Origin of the sequence: Kosakonia sacchari SP1 (genome assembly GCF_000300455.3) — a bacterium.
GTDB classification, from domain to species: Bacteria; Pseudomonadota; Gammaproteobacteria; order Enterobacterales; family Enterobacteriaceae; genus Kosakonia; species Kosakonia sacchari.
The window spans coordinates 643238-661471 of record NZ_CP007215.2 but is presented as its reverse complement, the minus strand read 5'-3'; the positions used below and the strand labels follow the sequence as shown (position 1 = coordinate 661471).

Genomic DNA, 18234 nt, shown 5'->3' with positions numbered 1-18234 from the left:
TTAAAAGGCAATAACAATATTGTTTTTCTGCTCCGGTGTATTAATTACCAGCGCCTGTTCTTCGATGTGCAACTGCGGTAAGACGAAATCAAAAGCCTGCTCCGTAATAGCCGCCTGAACCGCACAGGCCAGCCACTGCCTGCCCGGTGCAATATTTCCACGCAGCACCGGGATTGACGCGCAAGGGGAAAACATAATGCTGCTGTTGGGCGGCGTGACCACGCTATCAGCTTCACGTGGGGCGGAGCCCGGTAATTCAAAGATGCCGCTAACGCCATTTTCCGCGCTCACCAGGCTACCGCCCTGCTCGTTGCGGTGCGGCGCTTTCAGCACTGCGAATCCACCCTCCACGCTTTGTAAATGGCGAGTGGTATCAACGCGATGCACACGCAAGTGCCAGTCGCCGCACGGTATAAGCCAGCTTGCGATATGCACGTCTGCCCATGGCGACCAGCGTGAGAAAATCGCCTGTTCTGTCACAACCACCTCGTCGCACTCACGGCGACCACGAAAATAGTTATCTCCTTCGCTGAGCAGCAACATTGAATCGCAGGCGGCGTGTTTAATTCCGTACCGCCCGCGTTCAATGGTGAAACCAAAACGGCTGGAGTAGGCAAACTTGGTATACTTCGCCTCGGTATTGACGTAGTTGTTCAGCTCCAGTTGTCCGGCGGTGAGCATCCAGACATGCCGCGAGCGATCGCTGTGGACAATGATCTGCCCGGCAGGCGCAATCGTACGCTGCGTGTTTAGCGCAGGCAGCGGCAGTTCTGATGCTTGCCAGAAATCGTCTGATGACGGCAACGCCAGAATCAGGAAAACTTTCAGCGCCCAGTATGGCGAGCCCGGCGAATTGTAGTCTTCACACATCGCAAGGTTCGGGTAGGCGAAACCAAGCGTTAAAATGCCGTCGCGATCGAAAATCGGCTGCTGTAACCACCAGCGTAAATGGCGCAGAACAACTCCTTTCACCACGCCCGGAGAAAACACTTCCAGCCCGGAAAAGGCAACTGCACTCCAGAATGCCACCATCGCAAAGCGGTAAGTCAGGCTGCGGCCAAACGGAACAGATTCGCCCTGTGCCGCTGACATATAGATAAAATCTTCGGCAAAAAGCGTTGCCCGCTCACGGAGAATTGCCGCGCGCGCTGCATCGTCTTCCCCAATCAGCGTGGCGTAAATCAGCCCGTAAAAATGAAATGCCATTGAGATGTAGTAATCTTTTGGCCGGCCCGGGCCATCGGAATACCAGCCGTCGCCAAGGTAATAGGCATCCATCATGCTAAAGCGCCGTTCAATGGCTGCGGCATCCCAGGGTAATCCGGCACGTTTAAAACCGAGCTGCACCATGATGGCGAAAAAATTCCAGTTGCTGTCAGGCATCTGCGCGTCGGTGATCTGGTTCAGCCACTGGTGCAGATTGTGGACATCAGCTTCGTCCAGCAAGGCGGTAAATTTATCGCCCAACAGCGCCAGCCCCAGACCGTAAGCCGCCATCTCCACCAGCCGCTGATCGTAGGGTTCCGTTGCCCCCCAGTAGCCCGCGCTTTGTGGATCGACGCCGCGTTTGATCGCCGCCAGATACTTGTGGCTGAAGGGTTCTGCGTCGCCGCCTGCCATTAACGGAAACAGCCCCCACAACGCACGGGACAGCCCTTCCATTTCGGCAATCGCATCGCTGTAATGCGCGCTGGTGGCTCCCAACGAGAAATGCGACGCCCCTTCAGGAAACTGTTTATCCAGCGCCGCCAGCATCTGCTTTAACGCGCCGACCACATCGTCACGGGATGACAATGGATTTGATGTTTTCACTTCCGCCGCCTGCATAGCGTTCTCTCCCTCATGGTGTGGCTGAAGGATAGTTAATGAACAACCGCTGGAAATGTTAGCTCTGTCACATCGGCACGCTTTGCCTGAACCCACTGTTGAGAAAATTTAAAACCGTGGTTTATAAATGTGCCTTGCGGGGTAAAAATTGAGATGGGTTGCACTATGACGACACCATTACAGAACGAACGTCTTGAATTGATCACCTTAAACGATGCGGTGGTGTCGTTTAGCCGCCTGTTCGCCAATACCGTGCGTTATCACCACTGGCACCAGTGTCTGGAGGTGCTGTACGTTGAAGAGGGGTTTGGCGTGGTGATGGTTGATAACCGCCAGTACACCATGCGGCCCGGGCGACTCTTTTTCTTTCCGCCTTTCACCATCCATAAAGTGATGGTGGATGAGCAAGCGCAGGCCATTTATCGACGCACCATTATTCACGTTGATCATCATGCCGTGCTGCAAAACCTGCGCGCGTTCCCGCACAATCACCAGCGTTTGCAGCATCTCGCTTTACGCGGTGGCGCGGCGGTGGTGATGGATGTCGCGGCTATTCACTCGCATATCGACCACCTGTTTAGCAGCTATGCGAGGCTTGCCGAGAACCACAGTTTGAATGGCGAACAAGTCGCCTGTTTGTTGCTTAGTCTGTTAAGTATGTTGCCAGAAGATAAGCAGAAATTGCCGGATGAACATAACGGAATTGCCACACCCGTAATGTTCTGGCTGGAGGAGAATTACCGGCAGAAATTCAGTCTTGCGCGGCTGGCGCAGGAGTTGGGAAAATCCCGTAGCTATGTCTCGCGCCGTTTCCATTTTGAGACCGGCGAACCTATTCACCAGTATCTGAACACTTTGCGCTTGCGCAAAGCGTGCGACTTACTACTGCATAGTGCGCTGGCTATTCATCATATTGCCAGCGAAGTGGGCTTCTCCGATGTCACTTACTTTATCAGCGCGTTTAAGAAAGGCATTGGCGAAACGCCGCTGCAATACCGGAAAAATCGCGCTACTTCTGCTGAGGCATAGATGCTCATGCTTAGTGCCCACCTGCATTTTTCATCGGCAACATAAAGCTATTAATCAATTCCCTGGCCGATTTTTTCCCCTGTTGAAAACGGCTTACAGAAACCGGTTCGTCATACCACGCATCGATTTGCTGCAGGCATTTATCATCGGTGATTTTTACTGCCCCCCACGCCTTCTCATAGTGGTAATGCATACCCCATAACAACTCTTCGAGTTTTTTCAGTTTATTATCCAGCGTGACATGGGAAAGATAGTGGCGCAGTAAGTGGCCATCAAAAAGATCGAGCGCGGCCTGAATATTGCCCACGACATCCTCTTTATTGTTATGTGGCACGATTTTCGCCGGGTTCCCGGCACCATAACCCGCAGCAGTAAACATATTTTGCTGGGGCAAAAGCATATTTATGACTATCGCCTTTTTCAGATCGATATGAATTTTTTCAGGTGAGATATCAGCATGCGTAAGCTGAGAAAAATCATCGCCGCAGGATTTTTTCAGCTGCGAAAATAGGACAATAGTGCCCGGAAGCGAGGGAACAAAATCTTCACAGAAAAAATATCCCCAGCTTTTAAAGCCCGGCGACAGTTCATTTAGCTTTTCAAGTACGGCAGCATATTTTTGTTTAATCGCTGCGACATCAGGATCATCAAAAATATTCATACCATTAAGAATCGATAATAAATCAGAGTTTCTTTGTGCTTCATTTCTTTTGCAGCCTTGCAAATCCGTATCAATAGCAGTTCGTATAGTATACAACGCGCGAAATAATTCAGGGTCTGCCAAAAACCAGGCATGATAATTCACATAAATTGATAAGGCACTTTTGAGTCTGGTGTGCGGATCGACATTATCCAGCGACTCAATTTGGGGCTGTTCAGAAAATGAAAATACCTCACGCGCTTTATCTTCTTTATTGATTTCATAGAACTGAGTAATAACGTTCTTTATCTCATCAATCTTCTCTTGCGCGCGAGTAATAAAGCGCGTATCGGCAAACCCCACTTCGGTTTCATAAGGGTATTTATCACATAATTGCTTAAAAAACTGCTGTTTGCCAATGCCGAGTGTTTTTCGTTGGCTCTCAAAAGCAAATGCCGCGAGGATACCTGCGCAACTTTTAAGAGTTAACGCGGTTTTTCCTTCACTCAGCGTTGTCAGACCATCTTGCTTGCCGACAACGGCCACAGCCCATTTCAACGCCTGGCGGAAAGAGGTTTTCTTGTCATCGTAATAAACAGAAATATAACCGCTCTGTTTGTCTATTTGACACGAGATACGATTACAGAACAGTAGATTATTCTTACGAATTAACTCCAGCGGACGCAGCTTTTGCAATATGTCTGCGAGTGCTTGCTCATCAAAAACCGTAAAGCCTTTTGTCAGATGGTGCACGGAAAAATAGTTTTCCAGCAGTGATTCGGCACTTAATTTATTTCTGAATGCTTCGGATAAAATATCTAATGACAGAACGAGGTTCCTATCCAACTTCATCATCCTGACATAACGCGGAATATCCGTATGCGCGGCTTTTCCTGCAAGGACAAAATAGATTTGTTGCGCCTTATACGGATGATGCTCAATCAAATATAAATTGATCGCATTCCATAAATCCGTCTTTGCGGGAATGGAACTCTGCATAACCATTTTTTCCAGGTAATCAATACCCTCAACCTGACTTTTATATTTTTGCAGCGCCGCGTGGTAATAGATGCCGGTTTCGAAGATTTTCGTAATTCTTTCCTGGATGTCGATTACCACGTCATAAGCCTCCGCAAAGGTAGCGCCGGGATCGATCAGCCAATCACCGCGCAACTAACACACTTAAAGATAAATAACAATACTGAAAAAATAATTTCCTGCGGTATGCCAGGCCCTTTTTCAGCGGGATACATTGGCAGCGCTGGCTAATTGTAGCGCCAGCGTAACCATCTATGTACATGAAAAGGAGGACTTATGCCCGATAAAGCAAAAAGCAATCTGCCGCAGATGACGGCGCAGGAAGGCGAGTGGCTGTCAGGCTCGCAAAACGCTGGAGGTGGCGGAGGAGGTTCGTATCTGGACGGGTTTAAAGACGGTTTAGCCGTCGGGGTTCAGAGCGGATTTAACGAAGCGGTGAATCAGTTCAACGACATCTTGCCGCAACTTATTCAGCAAGAGTTGATGAAACTGCCACAGTTGAAAAGCGCCCTGTCAGACGGGTTGCGCCACGGCAGTCCGAACTGCGGCCGCGCACTGGTCAATATCTATCGCTACGAGAAGAGCAACTATCCCAAACTGAACTGATGGTGAAAGTGGCTGCGTTGCGCACTCTGCTTACTTACCCGGCCCGCGCATTCGCTAGCCGGGTAAGCCTTTCGGACTGTATCAGGCTTCAATATCCGCCATGTCGCCTTTTTCTTGTAGCCAGTTGCGGCGATCTTCTGAACGCTTCTTCGCCAACAACATATCCATCATCGCGTTGGTCTGCTGCTCGTCTTCATCGCTGATCACCAGTTGCACAAGGCGGCGGGTATTCGGATCAAGCGTGGTTTCGCGCAACTGCATCGGGTTCATTTCGCCCAGCCCTTTAAAGCGCTGCACGTTCGGTTTGCCTTTTTTGCGTTTTAACTGCTCCAGCACACCGGTTTTTTCCTCTTCCGTGAGCGCGTAATAAACCTCTTTACCGAGGTCGATACGGTACAGCGGCGGCAGCGCCACATGAACGTGGCCGTTTTTCACCAGCGCGCGGAAGTGCTTCACAAACAATGCGCACAGCAATGTGGCGATGTGCAAGCCATCGGAATCCGCATCCGCGAGAATACAGATCTTGCCGTAACGCAGTTGGCTCAGATCGTCACTGTCTGGATCGATACCGATCGCCACCGAAATATCGTGCACTTCCTGCGAGGCCAGCACTTCATCGGAAGAGACTTCCCAGGTGTTCAGGATCTTGCCTTTTAGCGGCATGATCGCCTGGTATTCACGATCGCGCGCCTGTTTCGCGGAGCCGCCCGCAGAGTCACCTTCCACGAGGAACAGTTCGGTGCGGCTCAGATCCTGCGCGGTACAATCCGCCAGTTTGCCAGGCAGCGCCGGGCCGCTGGTCAGTTTTTTGCGCACCACTTTTTTGGCGGCCCGCATACGCCGCTGGGCGCTGGAGATGGCCATCTCCGCCAGCAGTTCCGCCGTTTGAATATTTTGGTTCAGCCACAGGCTGAATGCGTCTTTCACCACGCCAGAAACAAATGCGGCGCACTGACGAGAAGATAATCGCTCTTTGGTCTGCCCGGCGAACTGCGGATCCTGCATCTTCACCGACAGTACATAAGCGCAACGATCCCAGATATCTTCCGCCGACAGCTTCACGCCGCGCGGCAGAATATTGCGGTATTCGCAGAATTCGCGCATCGCGTCCAGCAACCCCTGACGCAGGCCGTTAACGTGCGTGCCGCCTTGCATGGTGGGGATCAGGTTGACATAGCTTTCCGTCAGCAGCTCACCGCCTTCCGGCAGCCACAGCAGGGCCCAATCTACCGCTTCCGTTTCAGCAGAGAAATTGCCGATAAACGGCTTCTCCGGCAGCGTCGGCAGGCCATTTACCGCTTCGCACAAATAATCGTTCAGGCCGTCCTGGTAGCACCAGCGCTGCTCGGCGTTGTTCACCTCATCTTTAAAGGTGATCTCAACGCCCGGGCAAAGCACGGCTTTGGCTTTCAGCAGATGCGTCAAACGGGAAACGGAAAAACGCGGGCTATCAAAGAAGGATTCATCCGGCCAGAAATGCACGCTGGTGCCGGTATTGCGTTTACCGCAGGTGCCGATCACTTGCAGGTCCTGCACTTTTTCACCGTTTTCAAACGCGATGCTATAGACCTGGCCGTCACGCTTGACGGTCACTTCCACGCGGCGGGACAAGGCGTTAACCACCGAGATACCAACGCCGTGCAAACCACCAGAGAACTGGTAGTTTTTATTGGAGAATTTACCGCCCGCGTGCAGGCGACAGAGGATCAGCTCAACGGCCGGAACACCCTCTTCCGGGTGGATATCCACCGGCATACCGCGCCCGTCATCGATAACTTCCAGCGACTGATCGGCGTGCAGGATCACGTCCACGCGCTTAGCGTGGCCGGCCAGCGCTTCATCGACGCTGTTATCAATAACTTCCTGGCCCAGGTGGTTAGGGCGCGTGGTATCGGTGTACATCCCCGGACGGCGGCGAACCGGCTCAAGCCCGGTGAGTACCTCTATGGCATCAGCGTTATAGGATTGCGTCATGGTTTGTTCGTAGATAGTGACCGCATCGTTTCCCTGATGGCTCAATGCAGCCCAAGGAAATCGATAATCTGTGTGAAATGATTCTCAAAGCCCACAAAGGCATGGTTTCCGCCCTCTTCCACTGTCTGACGGCAGGCATCGTAATATGCCACCGCCTGGCGGTAATCCAGCACTTCGTCCCCGGTTTGTTGTAGCAGCCAGATTAAATCCGGCGCTTCGAGCGGGTCAACTTGCATCACTTTGAGCTCGTAAATATGGCGAGACTCTAGCACATATTGCTGCCCTGTGTAGGGGTTCTCGTTATGCCCGAGATAATCTGCCAGCAATTCAAATGGTCGCACCGCAGGATTCACCACCACCGCAGGTAACATGAAACATTGCGAAAGCCAGGTGGCGTAATAGCCCCCGAGCGAAGAACCGACAATACCGAGCTGTTTTCCGCCCTGCGCCAGCACCAGTGACTCCAGCAATTCTGCCGCCGCAGCGGGGTAAGGCGGTAGTTGCGGCACAATCACGTTGATCTCCGGGTGATGCTGCGCCAGCCACTGCGAAAGCAGCGTCGCCTTAGCGGAACGCGGCGAACTGTTAAACCCGTGCAGATAAAGAAGCGTGGACATCAGTAACCTTCTGAAGCGGTATCCGGCCTGAACTGGGTGCTTTCCAGACGGCAAACTTCTGTGTGCAACGTTCCGTCCGGGTAGAGATCCAGCCAGCGCCAGCCGGGCGCGATGGTATCAAGCGTGAAGTTGGCGCAGTGCGGTTTAAACTGGACGCAGGTTGATGGCGTCGCCAGCAGACGGCGGCCGTTCCAGTCGAGATCCAGCTCCTGGTGAATATGCCCGCACAACAGATACCGCACCTGCGGAAAACGCTGTAACACGTTATCCAGCTCACCAGCGTTACGCAGGCTGTGTTGATCGAGCCAACTGCAGCCGGAAGGGAGTGGATGGTGATGGAGCAGCAATAAGGTGTGGCGCTGCGGGCTGTCGGTGAGTTTCTTCTCCAGCCAGTCGAGCTGGAACTCGCTCAATTCACCGTGCGGTACGCCAAAGACCTGGCTGTCCAGCAACAGAATTTGCCAATGATCGCCAATAAAAACGCGTTTCGCCGGCGAGATCCCCGCATCCTGTAGCGCGCTGTACATGGCGGGCTGGAAATCGTGGTTACCCGGCAGCCAAACGCAAGGCGCGTCAAAGCTTGCGATACCATCAGCGAAAAGCTGATAAGCCGCAGCGGTATGGTCCTGTGCCAGGTCGCCGGTGGCGACAATAAGATCGCATTCACGCTGCTGAGAGCGGATAGCTTCCAGTACCGCCTGATAGCTTTCCCAGGTATTCACCCCTAACAACGTTTCATGCTTTTCGGCAAACAGGTGAGAATCAGTTATTTGTAATACCCTCACTCTGGGCTCACCCGCCAGAGAGAGGTTTAACAGGCTTTCCAAATGGTGTCCTTAGGTTTCACGACGCTAACAAACCGGAATCGCCATTGCTCCATGTGCTAAACAGTAACGCAGCCAATCGGCCAGAAACTGGTTAATTTGATGCTTTTCGTCGCGTTGATGCAACTTTTTATTCGGATAATCATAACGCGCTTTGAAACGAAAGATCTGCTGACTCGAACACACTTCAGCCACCATCGCGTCGTGATAAAGGCGCACCGTCATTGACGGCAAGCTCCAGTAACTAATCGATGGCGCGGTCTGCTCAATTTCCACAAGCGTGGTGTAGCGGGTGGACTCGACTATCGTTAACCGGTACTGCGCGTTGGTCACCTGATAGCTCACCGTTTCGCCCGCTACGTCATTACGCGGCAGCAAGCGGCGCAACTGGGCGAAATTGGTTTCGCACAGGCGCATCATTTCTGGGAAGTCAGGTGTATAACGCTTCATTTTTTCCACTCGTTTCGTAAGCTCTCATGATGCAGTTGCAGCCATTGCAGGGCAATGACAGACGCTGCGTTGTCGATTTTCCCCTCTTCTACCCACTGGTAAGCCTGTTCCCGGCTCACCACATGAACACGAATATCTTCGTTTTCATCCACCAGACCATGAATACCCGAGGCCTGCGTGGCATCCACTTCGCCCACCAACACGGCGGAACGCTCACTGGTGCCGCCGGGGCTTGCCAAATAACTCAACATTCTTTTCACACGACCAACGTGCAGACCGGCCTCTTCGATGGCTTCGCGACGCACAACATCTTCATCGCTTTCGCCCTCTTCAATCATGCCGGCCACCATTTCGAGTAACCATGGGGTTTCACTGGTATCAAACGCCGCGATGCGGATCTGTTCGATCAACACAACTTCGTCGCGCACTGGGTCAAAGGGTAGCAAGACTGCGGCATGACCGCGTTCAAAAATTTCACGGCGAACTTCACCGCTCATTTCGCCATTGAATAAACGGTGGCGGAAGCGGTATAGATCGAGCGAAAAAAAACCGCTATAGAGTGTTTCCCGTGCAATAATTTCTACATCGTTTTTTGTGAAAGTCACTGCGGATGTTACTGGCTTACTCATGAGCGGCATCTCTTTTGAAATAATGACAAAACAGTAGATTTCAAGCCTGTATAGCTATCGTTTCAAGTGCTATGTGATAGATTGATGCATATTTACGCCGATGGCACGTTACGCCAAGCTTAAGCGGTGCCACTATCTGGTAGAATCGGCGATTATTTTTTCTAATTTAGACCAGCGCTAATACTGCTTCACAACAAGGAATGCAAATGAAGAAATTGCTCCCCCTCCTTATCGGCCTGAGCCTGACCGGCTTCAGCGCCATGAGCCAGGCAGAAAACCTGTTACAGGTTTATCAGCAGGCGCGTTTAAGCAACCCGGATCTGCGTAAATCCGCCGCTGACCGCGATGCTGCTTTTGAAAAGATTAACGAAGCGCGTAGCCCGTTACTGCCTCAGCTTGGTTTGGGTGCAGATTATGACTATTCCAATGGCTACCGTGACAGCAAAGGCGTCAATTCGAATGTCACCAGCGCATCCTTGCAGTTAACGCAAACCATTTTTGATATGTCGAAATGGCGCGCCCTGACGCTGCAGGAAAAAACCGCAGGCATTCAGGACGTCACCTGGCAGACCGATCAGCAAACGTTGATTTTGAATACGGCCACCGCCTATTTCAACGTGCTGAGCGCCATTGATACGCTTTCCTACACCGAGGCACAGAAACAGTCGATCTACCGCCAGTTGGATCAAACGACCCAACGCTTTAACGTTGGCCTGGTCGCCATCACCGACGTGCAAAACGCCCGCTCGCAGTACGACACCGTACTGGCGAACGAAGTGACCGCGCGCAACAACCTCGACAACATGGTGGAAGCGCTGCGTCAGGTCACCGGTAATTACTACCCGCAACTGGCCTCGCTGAACGTCGACAACTTCAAGACTGATAAACCGCAAGCCGTTAATGCGCTGCTGAAGGAAGCGGAAAACCGTAACCTGACGCTGCTGCAGGCGCGTCTGAGCCAGGATCTGGCGCGCGAGCAAATTCGCCAGGCGCAAGATGGTCATTTGCCAACACTGAATTTAACCGCCTCAACAGGTGTCTCTAACACCTCTTACAGCGGTTCCAAAAGCGCGCAAAACCCGGATGTTGACGCCGGTCAGAACAAAGTGGGTCTGAGCTTCTCCCTGCCGTTGTATCAGGGTGGCCAGGTGAGTTCGCAGGTGAAACAGGCGCAGTACAATTTTGTTGGCGCAAGCGAGCAACTGGAAAGTGCGCACCGCAACGTGGTGCAGACCGTGCGCTCCTCTTTTAACAACGTGAACGCCTCCATCAGCAGCATCAACGCCTACAAACAGGCGGTGGTTTCTGCCCAGAGTTCTCTGGATGCGATGGAAGCGGGTTACTCCGTGGGTACGCGTACTATCGTCGATGTGCTGGATGCGACCACCACGCTGTATAACGCCAAGCAGCAGCTCTCCAGCGCGCGTTACAATTATCTGATCAACCAGTTGAATATCAAATCCGCGCTGGGTTCGTTGAACGAGCAGGATCTGCTGGCGCTGAACAGTACGCTGGGTAAACCGGTCGATACCGCACCGGAAAGCGTCGCGCCGGAAAATGCACAGCAGGCAGCCAGCGTTGATAACTTCAACGGCAACGCACAACCTGCCGCAGCACGCACCAGCGTAAAACGTTAAGCAGTACTTTTTGACAACGGGGGCATCAAGCCCCCGTTTTTACGTAAGGCAACGTAAAGGCCTCCCCTCCTTGCTTTAACTTCCCCCCCGCATCCTCTATCCTGACCGTTTACTTATACCTTTGGGGTCCAGGAATATTACAATGAAACGGACAAAAAACATCCAACACGCGACGTTCCGCAAAAGCTGGAGCGCACGCCATCTGACGCCTGTCGCGCTGGCGGTTACCGCCGTTTTTATGCTGGCGGGTTGTGAAAAAAGTGACGAGACAGTTTCCCTGTATCAAAACGCGGATGATTGCTCATCAGCAAACCCGGGGAAAAGCGCCGAATGTACCACCGCGTACAACAACGCGCTGAAAGAAGCCGAGCGTACCGCACCGAAATATGCCACGCGTGAAGATTGCGTCGCCGAGTTCGGTGAAGGTCAGTGCCAGGCAGCACCGGTGCAGGCGGGCGTAGCGCCGGAAAACCAAGCTCAGGCGCAGTCCAGCGGCAGCTTCTGGATGCCGCTAATGGCCGGTTACATGATGGGCCGGATGATGGGCGGCGGCGCGGGTTTTGCGCAGCAGCCGCTATTCAGTTCGCGTAACCCGGCAAGCCCGGCTTATGGTCAATACACCGATGCTTCCGGTAAAGGCTACGGCGCAGCGCAGCCGGGCCGTACCATCAACGTGCCGAAAACGGCGATGGCACCGAAACCGGCGACCACCACCACGGTAACGCGCGGCGGCTTTGGTGAGTCTGTGGCGAAGCAGAGCACCATGCAGCGTAGCGCCAGCGGTACAACCACCCGTTCAATGGGCGGCTAAGCGCCATGGAAAGAATCAGTATTACCGAGCGCCCGGACTGGCGCGAAAAAGCCACCGAGTACGGCTTCAATTTTCACACCATGTACGGCGAGCCCTACTGGTGTGAGGACGCCTATTACAAGCTGACGCTTGCGCAGGTCGAGAAGCTGGAAGACGTGACCGCAGAATTGCATCAGATGTGCCTGAAGGTGGTGGAGAAAGTTGTCGCCAGCGATGAGCTGATGGCGAAGTTTCGCATTCCTAAGCACACCTGGAGTTTTGTGCGCCAGTCATGGGCCACGCATCAGCCCTCTTTGTATTCGCGCCTCGATCTCGCCTGGGATGGCGTGGGCGAACCCAAGCTGCTGGAAAACAATGCTGATACGCCGACTTCACTGTATGAAGCAGCGTTCTTCCAGTGGATTTGGCTGGAAGATCAGCTCAATGCCGGCAACCTGCCGCAAGGCAGCGATCAGTTTAATAGCCTGCAAGAGAAGCTGATTGAGCGCTTTGCCGAGTTGCGTGAGCAGCACGGTTTTCAGCTGCTGCATTTCACCTGCTGTCGCGATACGGTCGAAGATCGCGGTACGGTGCAGTATTTGCAGGATTGTGCGGCAGAAGCGGAACTGGCGTCCGAATTTCTTTATATCGAAGATATCGGTCTCGGGGAAAAAGGCCAGTTCACAGATTTGCAAGACCAGGTGATTGGTAACCTGTTTAAGCTCTATCCGTGGGAATACATGTTGCGCGAAGTGTTCTCTACCAAGCTGGAAGACGCAGGCGTACGCTGGCTGGAACCCGCCTGGAAAAGCATTATTTCCAACAAAGCACTGTTGCCGATGTTGTGGGAAATGTTCCCGGATCACCCGAACTTGCTGCCGGCTTATTTTGCCGAAGACGGGCACCCGGAGATGGAAAAATACGTTGTTAAACCTATTTTCTCCCGCGAAGGTGCCAATGTGTCGATCATTGAAAACGGCAAAACGGTCGAAGCCGTCGAAGGGCCGTACGGCGAAGAAGGCATGATCGTGCAGCAGTTCTGCCCGCTACCCAAATTCGGCGACAGCTATACACTGATTGGCAGTTGGCTTATCAACGATCAACCCGCCGGGATCGGCATTCGCGAAGATCGCGCATTGATAACGCAGGATCTCTCCCGCTTCTATCCGCACGTCTTTGTGGAATAAGAGAAAACCCGGCCCGTTGAGCCGGGTTTTTTATTGTTTACAACACGCCAAACAGTTTCGGCAGGAATAGCGAGATCGCCGGAATATAGGTCACCAGCATCAGTACTAAAAACAGGATCAGGTAGAACGGCAGCATCGCTTTTACTACCTGTTCGATCTTCTGTTTGCTGACCGCACTGGCGACAAACAGCACCGAACCGACAGGCGGGGTGATCAATCCAATTCCCAGGTTCACCAGCATGATCATGCCGAAATGAACCGGATCGATGCCCAGTGCATTGGTTACCGGCAGCAGCACCGGCGTCAGGATCAAAATGAGCGGCGCCATATCCATCAGCGTGCCAAGCAACAGCAGCATGATGTTAATGCACATCAAAATAACGTATTTGTTATCCGAGATTTGGGTGAAGGCTTCCGTAATGCGGGCGGGCAATTGCATGTAGGTCATTACCGCCCCGAACGCGGCGGCAAAGCCAATCAGGATCATCACGATCGTCACCGTTTTCACCGTGCGGTACATCAGCTTCGGCAGTTCCGACCATTTATAATCGCGGTAAATAAACATGGTGACGAAAAAGGCCCACAGGCAGGCGATTGCCGCCGATTCCGTTGCAGTGAAGATCCCGGACAAGATGCCGCCCATGATGATCACCACGGTCATCAACCCCCACAGCGTATCCACAAAGATCTTCAACGCCTGGCGAAACGGCACGCGCTCTCCTTTTGGATAACCGCGTTTATGGGCGAATGCCACGCACATTACCATCAGTGTAAAACTGAGCAACAAACCCGGCAGGATCCCGGCAATAAACAGCGCGGCAATAGACACCGTACCGCCCGTTGCCAGCGAGTAGATCACCGAGTTGTGACTTGGCGGCGTTAAGATTGCCTGCACCGATCCGCTGGCGGTGACCGCAGCAGCAAAATCACGCGGGTACCCTTTTTTGTCCATTTCCGGGATCATCACCGAACCGATCGAGGCGGTATCAGCCACGGACGATCCGGAGATCGCACCGAAAAACGTGGAAGCGACAATATTGACTAACGACAGTCCGCCGCGAATAAAGCCGACAAAAATATAGGCGAAATTCACCAAGCGACGGGCAATTCCCCCTTCTGCCATGATCGCGCCTGCGAGAATAAAAAACGGGATCGCCAGCAGCGAGAACTTGTTCACGCCGTTCGTCAGCTGGATCATCACCGCTTCCAGCGGAATATCGATATACCACGCACCCAGCACCGCGCTAATGCCCACGGCGTAAGCCACCGGTACACCCACCGCCAGCATAATGGCCAGCGTAAAGACCAGAATAAATGCATCCATAAACGTTCCTTACGGGATGTGATCGGGGATTAGCTCGACGAACCCAGCATCACCACCGGGCGGTGATATTGCGCGCCAAAAAGCATTTTTTCGATAATAAACAAGATGGTAATGGCAGAGCCGACAGGCAGTGGCAAATAGCTTTCCCCTGCGGTAAAGAACGGGAATTCGGCGACCGGTTGCTCCCATAATTCCGCGCATAGCGCAGTGCTATACCAGAGAATAAAAACGCTGATCGCCAGCAGCATCAAATCCGCAAACACAAAACAGACTTTACGCAGCGGTTCGCTTAAACGATCGGTAACCATGCTAACCGCAATATGCGAACCCGCGCGGTAACTCACGGCGGCGCCAATAAAGGTAAAGGTCACCATGCAAATAATGGCGATCGGCTCCGGCCACGATAACGCGCTGTTCATGACATAGCGGGCGAAAATGCCCACCGGAATAATCGCCACCATAATTAACAGCGCCAGACCTGCAATCCACATCGATATCCGGTACAGAATATCCATCAACAACGAATAGCGTTCAGCCATAGCAGTTTTCCCGGTGAAAGTTGCAAGTGGGCAGGACACAAAGCACGCCTGCCCGGCAAAAGTTATTGCACTTGTTGGATACGGGTAATCAGCTCCTGATGCTCTTTACCGTATTTATCGCGAACCGGTTGTGTGGCTTCATAAAACGCTTTGGTATCGATGTCGTGGAATTGCACACCACCCGTTTTCATGGCTTCCAGCGATTTTTCGTTATAGGTTTTCCACAATTCGCGCTGTTCGGCTTGTGCCTCTTTAGCCAGTTTCAGAATTAATTCCTGATCCTCTTTTTTCAGCTTGTCCCATTTGGCTTTTGAGAACAAAAACAGCTCGGGAATAATAAAGTGCTTACTCCAGGTATAATTTTTGACGACCGGTAAATAGTTGTGCGCGACAAAAGTTGGCGGGTTATTTTCCGTGCCATCAATCACCCCGGTTTGCATTCCGCTGAATACTTCGCTGACCCCCATCGCCACCGAGTTAGCGCCCATCGCTTTCAGGGTATCGAGTGCAATTGGGCTGCCCTGCACGCGGATTTTCATACCTTTAAGATCTTCCGGCTTAGTGACTGGCGCTTTGGTGATCAGATTACGCGTACCGGCATCCATCCAGCCAAGGAAGATCAGGCGCGATTTGCTACTTTCTGACAGGCGGTTACCAATTTCCTGGCCAATCATGCCATCAAGCACTTTATGCATATGGTCTTCATCGCGAAAAATATAAGGCAGTGTAAAAACGTTTATCTCCGGTAATATCGCCGCCACTGGCGTCATAGAGACACGAATAATATCAATGGCGCCAATTTGCGCCTGCTCAATGACTTGTTTCTCGTCGCCTAATACGCCGCCTGGAAAGGTCTTAATATCCAGTCGACCGTCAGTCGCCTTACTGAGCTTCTCCCCCATATGTTTTACCGCCACCACATTCGGGTAGTCGGCAGGGTGCACATCGGCAGCGCGAAAGGTTTGGGCGACAGAGGCGTGGGAGATAAACAGCAGAGCGGAACTAATACAGACTTTCAGTAAGGTTTTCGCTGAGTTCATATTTCCGTGTCTCCAGAGGGTTTAATTTTTAGGCACAAAAGACCGACCGCGAACAGAATGTTCGTGGCATTACACCGGATTGTTTTTATGGGTATGTCTAAAAAGTAGACACTCTGAAGCGTAGACACTCAGGTGGGTTATTGCGACGATGGTGTTCACAAAAAGAGCCAAAATTCAGCACGGCGTTTCATTTTTGTAGCGAAGCTCTTTTTATTTTCAAAAAAACCGTATTTCAGGTGCTTTTTTTTGCGATCCTCCTCGAAGTTTTCTATTTTCAGGCAAAAAAATGGCGCATAACGCGCCATTCATTTAGCCAACCTGGACCGAGAGCATACTGAGCGATCCCATCTCGATACCATCAACCGGTATCGACACAGGTTCCTTGCCATCCCATGCGCCAAGCACATACAGCAAAGGCAGGAAGTGATCCGGCGTCGGGTTGGAGAGCGAACCACCTTCATGGTCAAGATAATTGACCAACGGATGCTGCTCGCTGGGCCCCTGCCAGGTCAGGTTCTCTTTCACATAATCATTGAATGCAATGGCCCACGGATACGGGGTATTTTCGCCATGCCAGCGCGCAGTACGTAGGTTATGCACCACGTTACCGCTGGCCACCAGCATAATGCCTTCATCGCGAAGCGCCGCCAGCTTGCGGCCCATTTCGAAGTGCCATGCTGCCGGTTTGGTGCTGTCGATACTGAGCTGTACCATCGGAATATCCGCATTCGGGTACATTTTGATCAACACGCCCCATGAACCGTGATCAAACCCCCAGGCTTCTTTATCCAGCGTTACCGGCACAGGCGCGAGCAATTCAACTAAGCGTTGCGCCAGCTCCGGCGAGCCAGGAGCTGGGTAATGCGTATCGTATAACGCCTGCGGGAAACCGCCGAAATCATGGATAGTTTTCGGCGCTTCCATGGCGGTGACGCCGGTTCCGCGAGTAAACCAGTGCGCGGATACCACCACAATCGCTTTCGGGCGTGGCAGCGTCTCGCCCAAAGCGCCCCAGGCGCGGGTATAAACGTTATCTTCCAGCACATTCATTGGGCTGCCGTGGCCCAAAAACAGTGCAGGCATGCGAGGTGCTGACATGGTGATATCCTTACTGAGTGTGTCTATTTGATAAACGTAGATTACGCTTTTTCGGCGGGTGAAGAACTCAGATAACCATGATGAAGATCATCAGTAATTTTGAATGTAAGGAATGCGTAAAGCCAGCTAACCCGTCTCGCTTTTCTTGCAACAAAAACGTAGATTAATGAGAATGATTATCATAAAGGAGTAACCTATGTCAGTACCTTTGATTCTGACCATCCTGGCAGGCGCGGCGACATTTATTGGCGCGCTTCTTGGTGTTATCGGCCAGAAGCCCTCAAACCGCGTACTGGCGTTTTCGCTCGGTTTTGCCGCCGGGATCATGCTGCTTATCTCGCTGATGGAGATGTTGCCCGCCGCGCTGGCAACGGAAAATATGTCGCCCATGCTCGGCTATGGCATGTTTGTCGTCGGCTTGCTGGGCTATTTCGCGCTGGATCGCATGTTACCGCACGCCCATCCGCAAGATTTAATGCAGGGCACACAGCAAACTTTTCCGCGCGGTATTCGCCGTACCGCCATTTTGCTGACGCTCGGTATCAGCCTGCATAACTTTCCGGAAGGGATCGCCACTTACGTTACCGCCAGCAACGATCTGGAGCTCGGCTTTGGCATTGCCTTCGCGGTCGCGTTACACAATATTCCTGAAGGGCTGGCGGTCGCCGGGCCGGTGTATGCGGCAACCGGGTCAAAACGCAGTGCGGTATTCTGGGCGGGCATCTCGGGTATGGCGGAAATTCTTGGCGGCGTGCTGGCGTGGCTGATTCTGGGAAGCCTGGTCTCACCGGTAGTGATGGCGGCGATTATGGCGGCTGTCGCCGGGATCATGGTGGCGTTATCGGTTGATGAATTAATGCCGCTGGCAAAAGAGATCGATCCGAATAACAACCCGAGCTATGGCGTACTGTGCGGCATGTCGGTGATGGGTTTAAGCCTGGTGGCGCTACAAGCAATGGGCTTTGGCGGCTAAGTAAGGTGATGG

General features: G+C 52.5%; 18 protein-coding genes. 6 read left to right on the top strand and 12 right to left on the bottom strand.

Features of this window, described 5'->3' with window-relative positions:
• A complete protein-coding gene (locus C813_RS26185) occupies positions 1-1827 on the bottom strand; it encodes a DUF2264 domain-containing protein (protein ID WP_017457463.1) in 1827 nt (608 codons plus the stop codon).
• A gap of 165 nt (positions 1828-1992) precedes the next feature.
• Here C813_RS26185 and C813_RS26180 point away from each other — a divergent pair, with 165 nt between their 5' ends.
• Positions 1993-2856, top strand: a complete 864-nt coding sequence (locus C813_RS26180) for a helix-turn-helix transcriptional regulator (protein WP_017457462.1) — start codon at positions 1993-1995, stop codon at positions 2854-2856.
• 10 nt (positions 2857-2866) lie between these two features.
• Here C813_RS26180 and C813_RS26175 read toward each other — a convergent pair whose 3' ends face one another.
• A complete protein-coding gene (locus C813_RS26175; RefSeq protein ID WP_017457461.1) occupies positions 2867-4669 on the bottom strand; it encodes a hypothetical protein in 1803 nt (600 codons plus the stop codon).
• Positions 4670-4810: 141 nt separating this feature from the next.
• On the opposite strand from C813_RS26175, the gene C813_RS26170 reads away from it, so the two are divergent.
• Positions 4811-5140: a hypothetical protein gene (locus tag C813_RS26170; protein ID WP_017457460.1), complete on the top strand. Its 330-nt coding sequence runs from the start codon at positions 4811-4813 to the stop codon at positions 5138-5140.
• An 81-nt stretch (positions 5141-5221) separates the two neighbouring features.
• On the opposite strand, the gene parE is transcribed toward C813_RS26170, so the two are convergent.
• From parE to nudF, 5 genes are read right to left on the bottom strand one after another with little or no spacing between them, the layout of a single operon-like run.
• Positions 5222-7114: a DNA topoisomerase IV subunit B gene (parE, locus tag C813_RS26165; protein WP_017457459.1), complete on the bottom strand. Its 1893-nt coding sequence runs from the start codon at positions 7112-7114 to the stop codon at positions 5222-5224.
• Between the two features lie 41 nt (positions 7115-7155).
• Complete coding sequence (yqiA, locus tag C813_RS26160) at positions 7156-7731, bottom strand: esterase YqiA (protein ID WP_017457458.1); 576 nt, start codon at positions 7729-7731, stop codon at positions 7156-7158.
• Positions 7731-8558, bottom strand: a complete 828-nt coding sequence (gene cpdA, locus C813_RS26155; RefSeq protein WP_017457457.1) for a 3',5'-cyclic-AMP phosphodiesterase — start codon at positions 8556-8558, stop codon at positions 7731-7733. Before cpdA ends, yqiA begins: the two co-directional genes overlap by 1 nt.
• Before the next feature lie 24 nt (positions 8559-8582).
• Positions 8583-9005, bottom strand: coding sequence for a DUF1249 family protein (locus C813_RS26150; RefSeq protein ID WP_017457456.1), 423 nt, complete (start codon positions 9003-9005; stop codon positions 8583-8585).
• Complete coding sequence (nudF, locus tag C813_RS26145) at positions 9002-9634, bottom strand: ADP-ribose diphosphatase (RefSeq protein WP_020455286.1); 633 nt, start codon at positions 9632-9634, stop codon at positions 9002-9004. The genes C813_RS26150 and nudF overlap by 4 nt, the downstream gene beginning before the upstream one ends.
• Before the next feature lie 206 nt (positions 9635-9840).
• Here nudF and tolC point away from each other — a divergent pair, with 206 nt between their 5' ends.
• The 3 genes from tolC to C813_RS26130 all read left to right on the top strand — a co-directional run bounded on the left by tolC (position 9841) and on the right by C813_RS26130 (position 13248).
• Positions 9841-11271 carry an outer membrane channel protein TolC gene (gene tolC, locus C813_RS26140; protein ID WP_017457454.1) on the top strand — a complete coding sequence of 477 codons (1431 nt, stop codon included), beginning with the start codon at positions 9841-9843 and terminating at the stop codon, positions 11269-11271.
• A 142-nt stretch (positions 11272-11413) separates the two neighbouring features.
• On the top strand, positions 11414-12082 hold the full coding sequence (locus tag C813_RS26135; protein WP_017457453.1) for a DUF1190 family protein: 669 nt from the start codon (positions 11414-11416) through the stop codon (positions 12080-12082).
• A gap of 5 nt (positions 12083-12087) precedes the next feature.
• Positions 12088-13248: a glutathionylspermidine synthase family protein gene (locus C813_RS26130; RefSeq protein ID WP_017457452.1), complete on the top strand. Its 1161-nt coding sequence runs from the start codon at positions 12088-12090 to the stop codon at positions 13246-13248.
• Between the two features lie 37 nt (positions 13249-13285).
• On the opposite strand, the gene C813_RS26125 is transcribed toward C813_RS26130, so the two are convergent.
• The 5 genes from C813_RS26125 to ygiD form a co-directional block, all read right to left on the bottom strand.
• Positions 13286-14572 (bottom strand): TRAP transporter large permease, encoded by a 1287-nt coding sequence (locus C813_RS26125; RefSeq protein ID WP_017457451.1) that lies wholly within the window; start codon positions 14570-14572, stop codon positions 13286-13288.
• 29 nt (positions 14573-14601) lie between these two features.
• On the bottom strand, positions 14602-15111 hold the full coding sequence (locus tag C813_RS26120) for a TRAP transporter small permease (RefSeq protein ID WP_017457450.1): 510 nt from the start codon (positions 15109-15111) through the stop codon (positions 14602-14604).
• 62 nt (positions 15112-15173) lie between these two features.
• Complete coding sequence (locus tag C813_RS26115) at positions 15174-16151, bottom strand: TRAP transporter substrate-binding protein (RefSeq protein WP_017457449.1); 978 nt, start codon at positions 16149-16151, stop codon at positions 15174-15176.
• Between the two features lie 155 nt (positions 16152-16306).
• Complete coding sequence (locus C813_RS47340; protein ID WP_017457448.1) at positions 16307-16456, bottom strand: hypothetical protein; 150 nt, start codon at positions 16454-16456, stop codon at positions 16307-16309.
• Positions 16457-16460: 4 nt separating this feature from the next.
• Entirely contained in the window at positions 16461-17249 is a 789-nt protein-coding gene (gene ygiD, locus C813_RS26110; protein ID WP_017457447.1) for a 4,5-DOPA-extradiol-dioxygenase, read from the bottom strand.
• A gap of 196 nt (positions 17250-17445) precedes the next feature.
• On the opposite strand from ygiD, the gene zupT reads away from it, so the two are divergent.
• Positions 17446-18222: a zinc transporter ZupT gene (gene zupT, locus C813_RS26105; protein ID WP_017457446.1), complete on the top strand. Its 777-nt coding sequence runs from the start codon at positions 17446-17448 to the stop codon at positions 18220-18222.
• Positions 18223-18234 lie beyond the last annotated feature (12 nt).

Coding starts and splice junctions, on each gene's coding strand:
- C813_RS26185 (WP_017457463.1), bottom strand. CDS start 1,827: ATGCAGGCGGCGGAAGTGAAAACATCAAATCCATTGTCATCCCGTGAC.
- C813_RS26180 (WP_017457462.1), top strand. CDS start 1,993: ATGACGACACCATTACAGAACGAACGTCTTGAATTGATCACCTTAAAC.
- C813_RS26170 (WP_017457460.1), top strand. CDS start 4,811: ATGCCCGATAAAGCAAAAAGCAATCTGCCGCAGATGACGGCGCAGGAA.
- parE (WP_017457459.1), bottom strand. CDS start 7,114: ATGACGCAATCCTATAACGCTGATGCCATAGAGGTACTCACCGGGCTT.
- yqiA (WP_017457458.1), bottom strand. CDS start 7,731: ATGTCCACGCTTCTTTATCTGCACGGGTTTAACAGTTCGCCGCGTTCC.
- C813_RS26150 (WP_017457456.1), bottom strand. CDS start 9,005: ATGAAGCGTTATACACCTGACTTCCCAGAAATGATGCGCCTGTGCGAA.
- nudF (WP_020455286.1), bottom strand. CDS start 9,634: ATGAGTAAGCCAGTAACATCCGCAGTGACTTTCACAAAAAACGATGTA.
- tolC (WP_017457454.1), top strand. CDS start 9,841: ATGAAGAAATTGCTCCCCCTCCTTATCGGCCTGAGCCTGACCGGCTTC.
- C813_RS26135 (WP_017457453.1), top strand. CDS start 11,414: ATGAAACGGACAAAAAACATCCAACACGCGACGTTCCGCAAAAGCTGG.
- C813_RS26130 (WP_017457452.1), top strand. CDS start 12,088: ATGGAAAGAATCAGTATTACCGAGCGCCCGGACTGGCGCGAAAAAGCC.
- C813_RS26125 (WP_017457451.1), bottom strand. CDS start 14,572: ATGGATGCATTTATTCTGGTCTTTACGCTGGCCATTATGCTGGCGGTG.
- C813_RS26120 (WP_017457450.1), bottom strand. CDS start 15,111: ATGGCTGAACGCTATTCGTTGTTGATGGATATTCTGTACCGGATATCG.
- C813_RS26115 (WP_017457449.1), bottom strand. CDS start 16,151: ATGAACTCAGCGAAAACCTTACTGAAAGTCTGTATTAGTTCCGCTCTG.
- C813_RS47340 (WP_017457448.1), bottom strand. CDS start 16,456: ATGGCGCGTTATGCGCCATTTTTTTGCCTGAAAATAGAAAACTTCGAG.
- ygiD (WP_017457447.1), bottom strand. CDS start 17,249: ATGTCAGCACCTCGCATGCCTGCACTGTTTTTGGGCCACGGCAGCCCA.
- zupT (WP_017457446.1), top strand. CDS start 17,446: ATGTCAGTACCTTTGATTCTGACCATCCTGGCAGGCGCGGCGACATTT.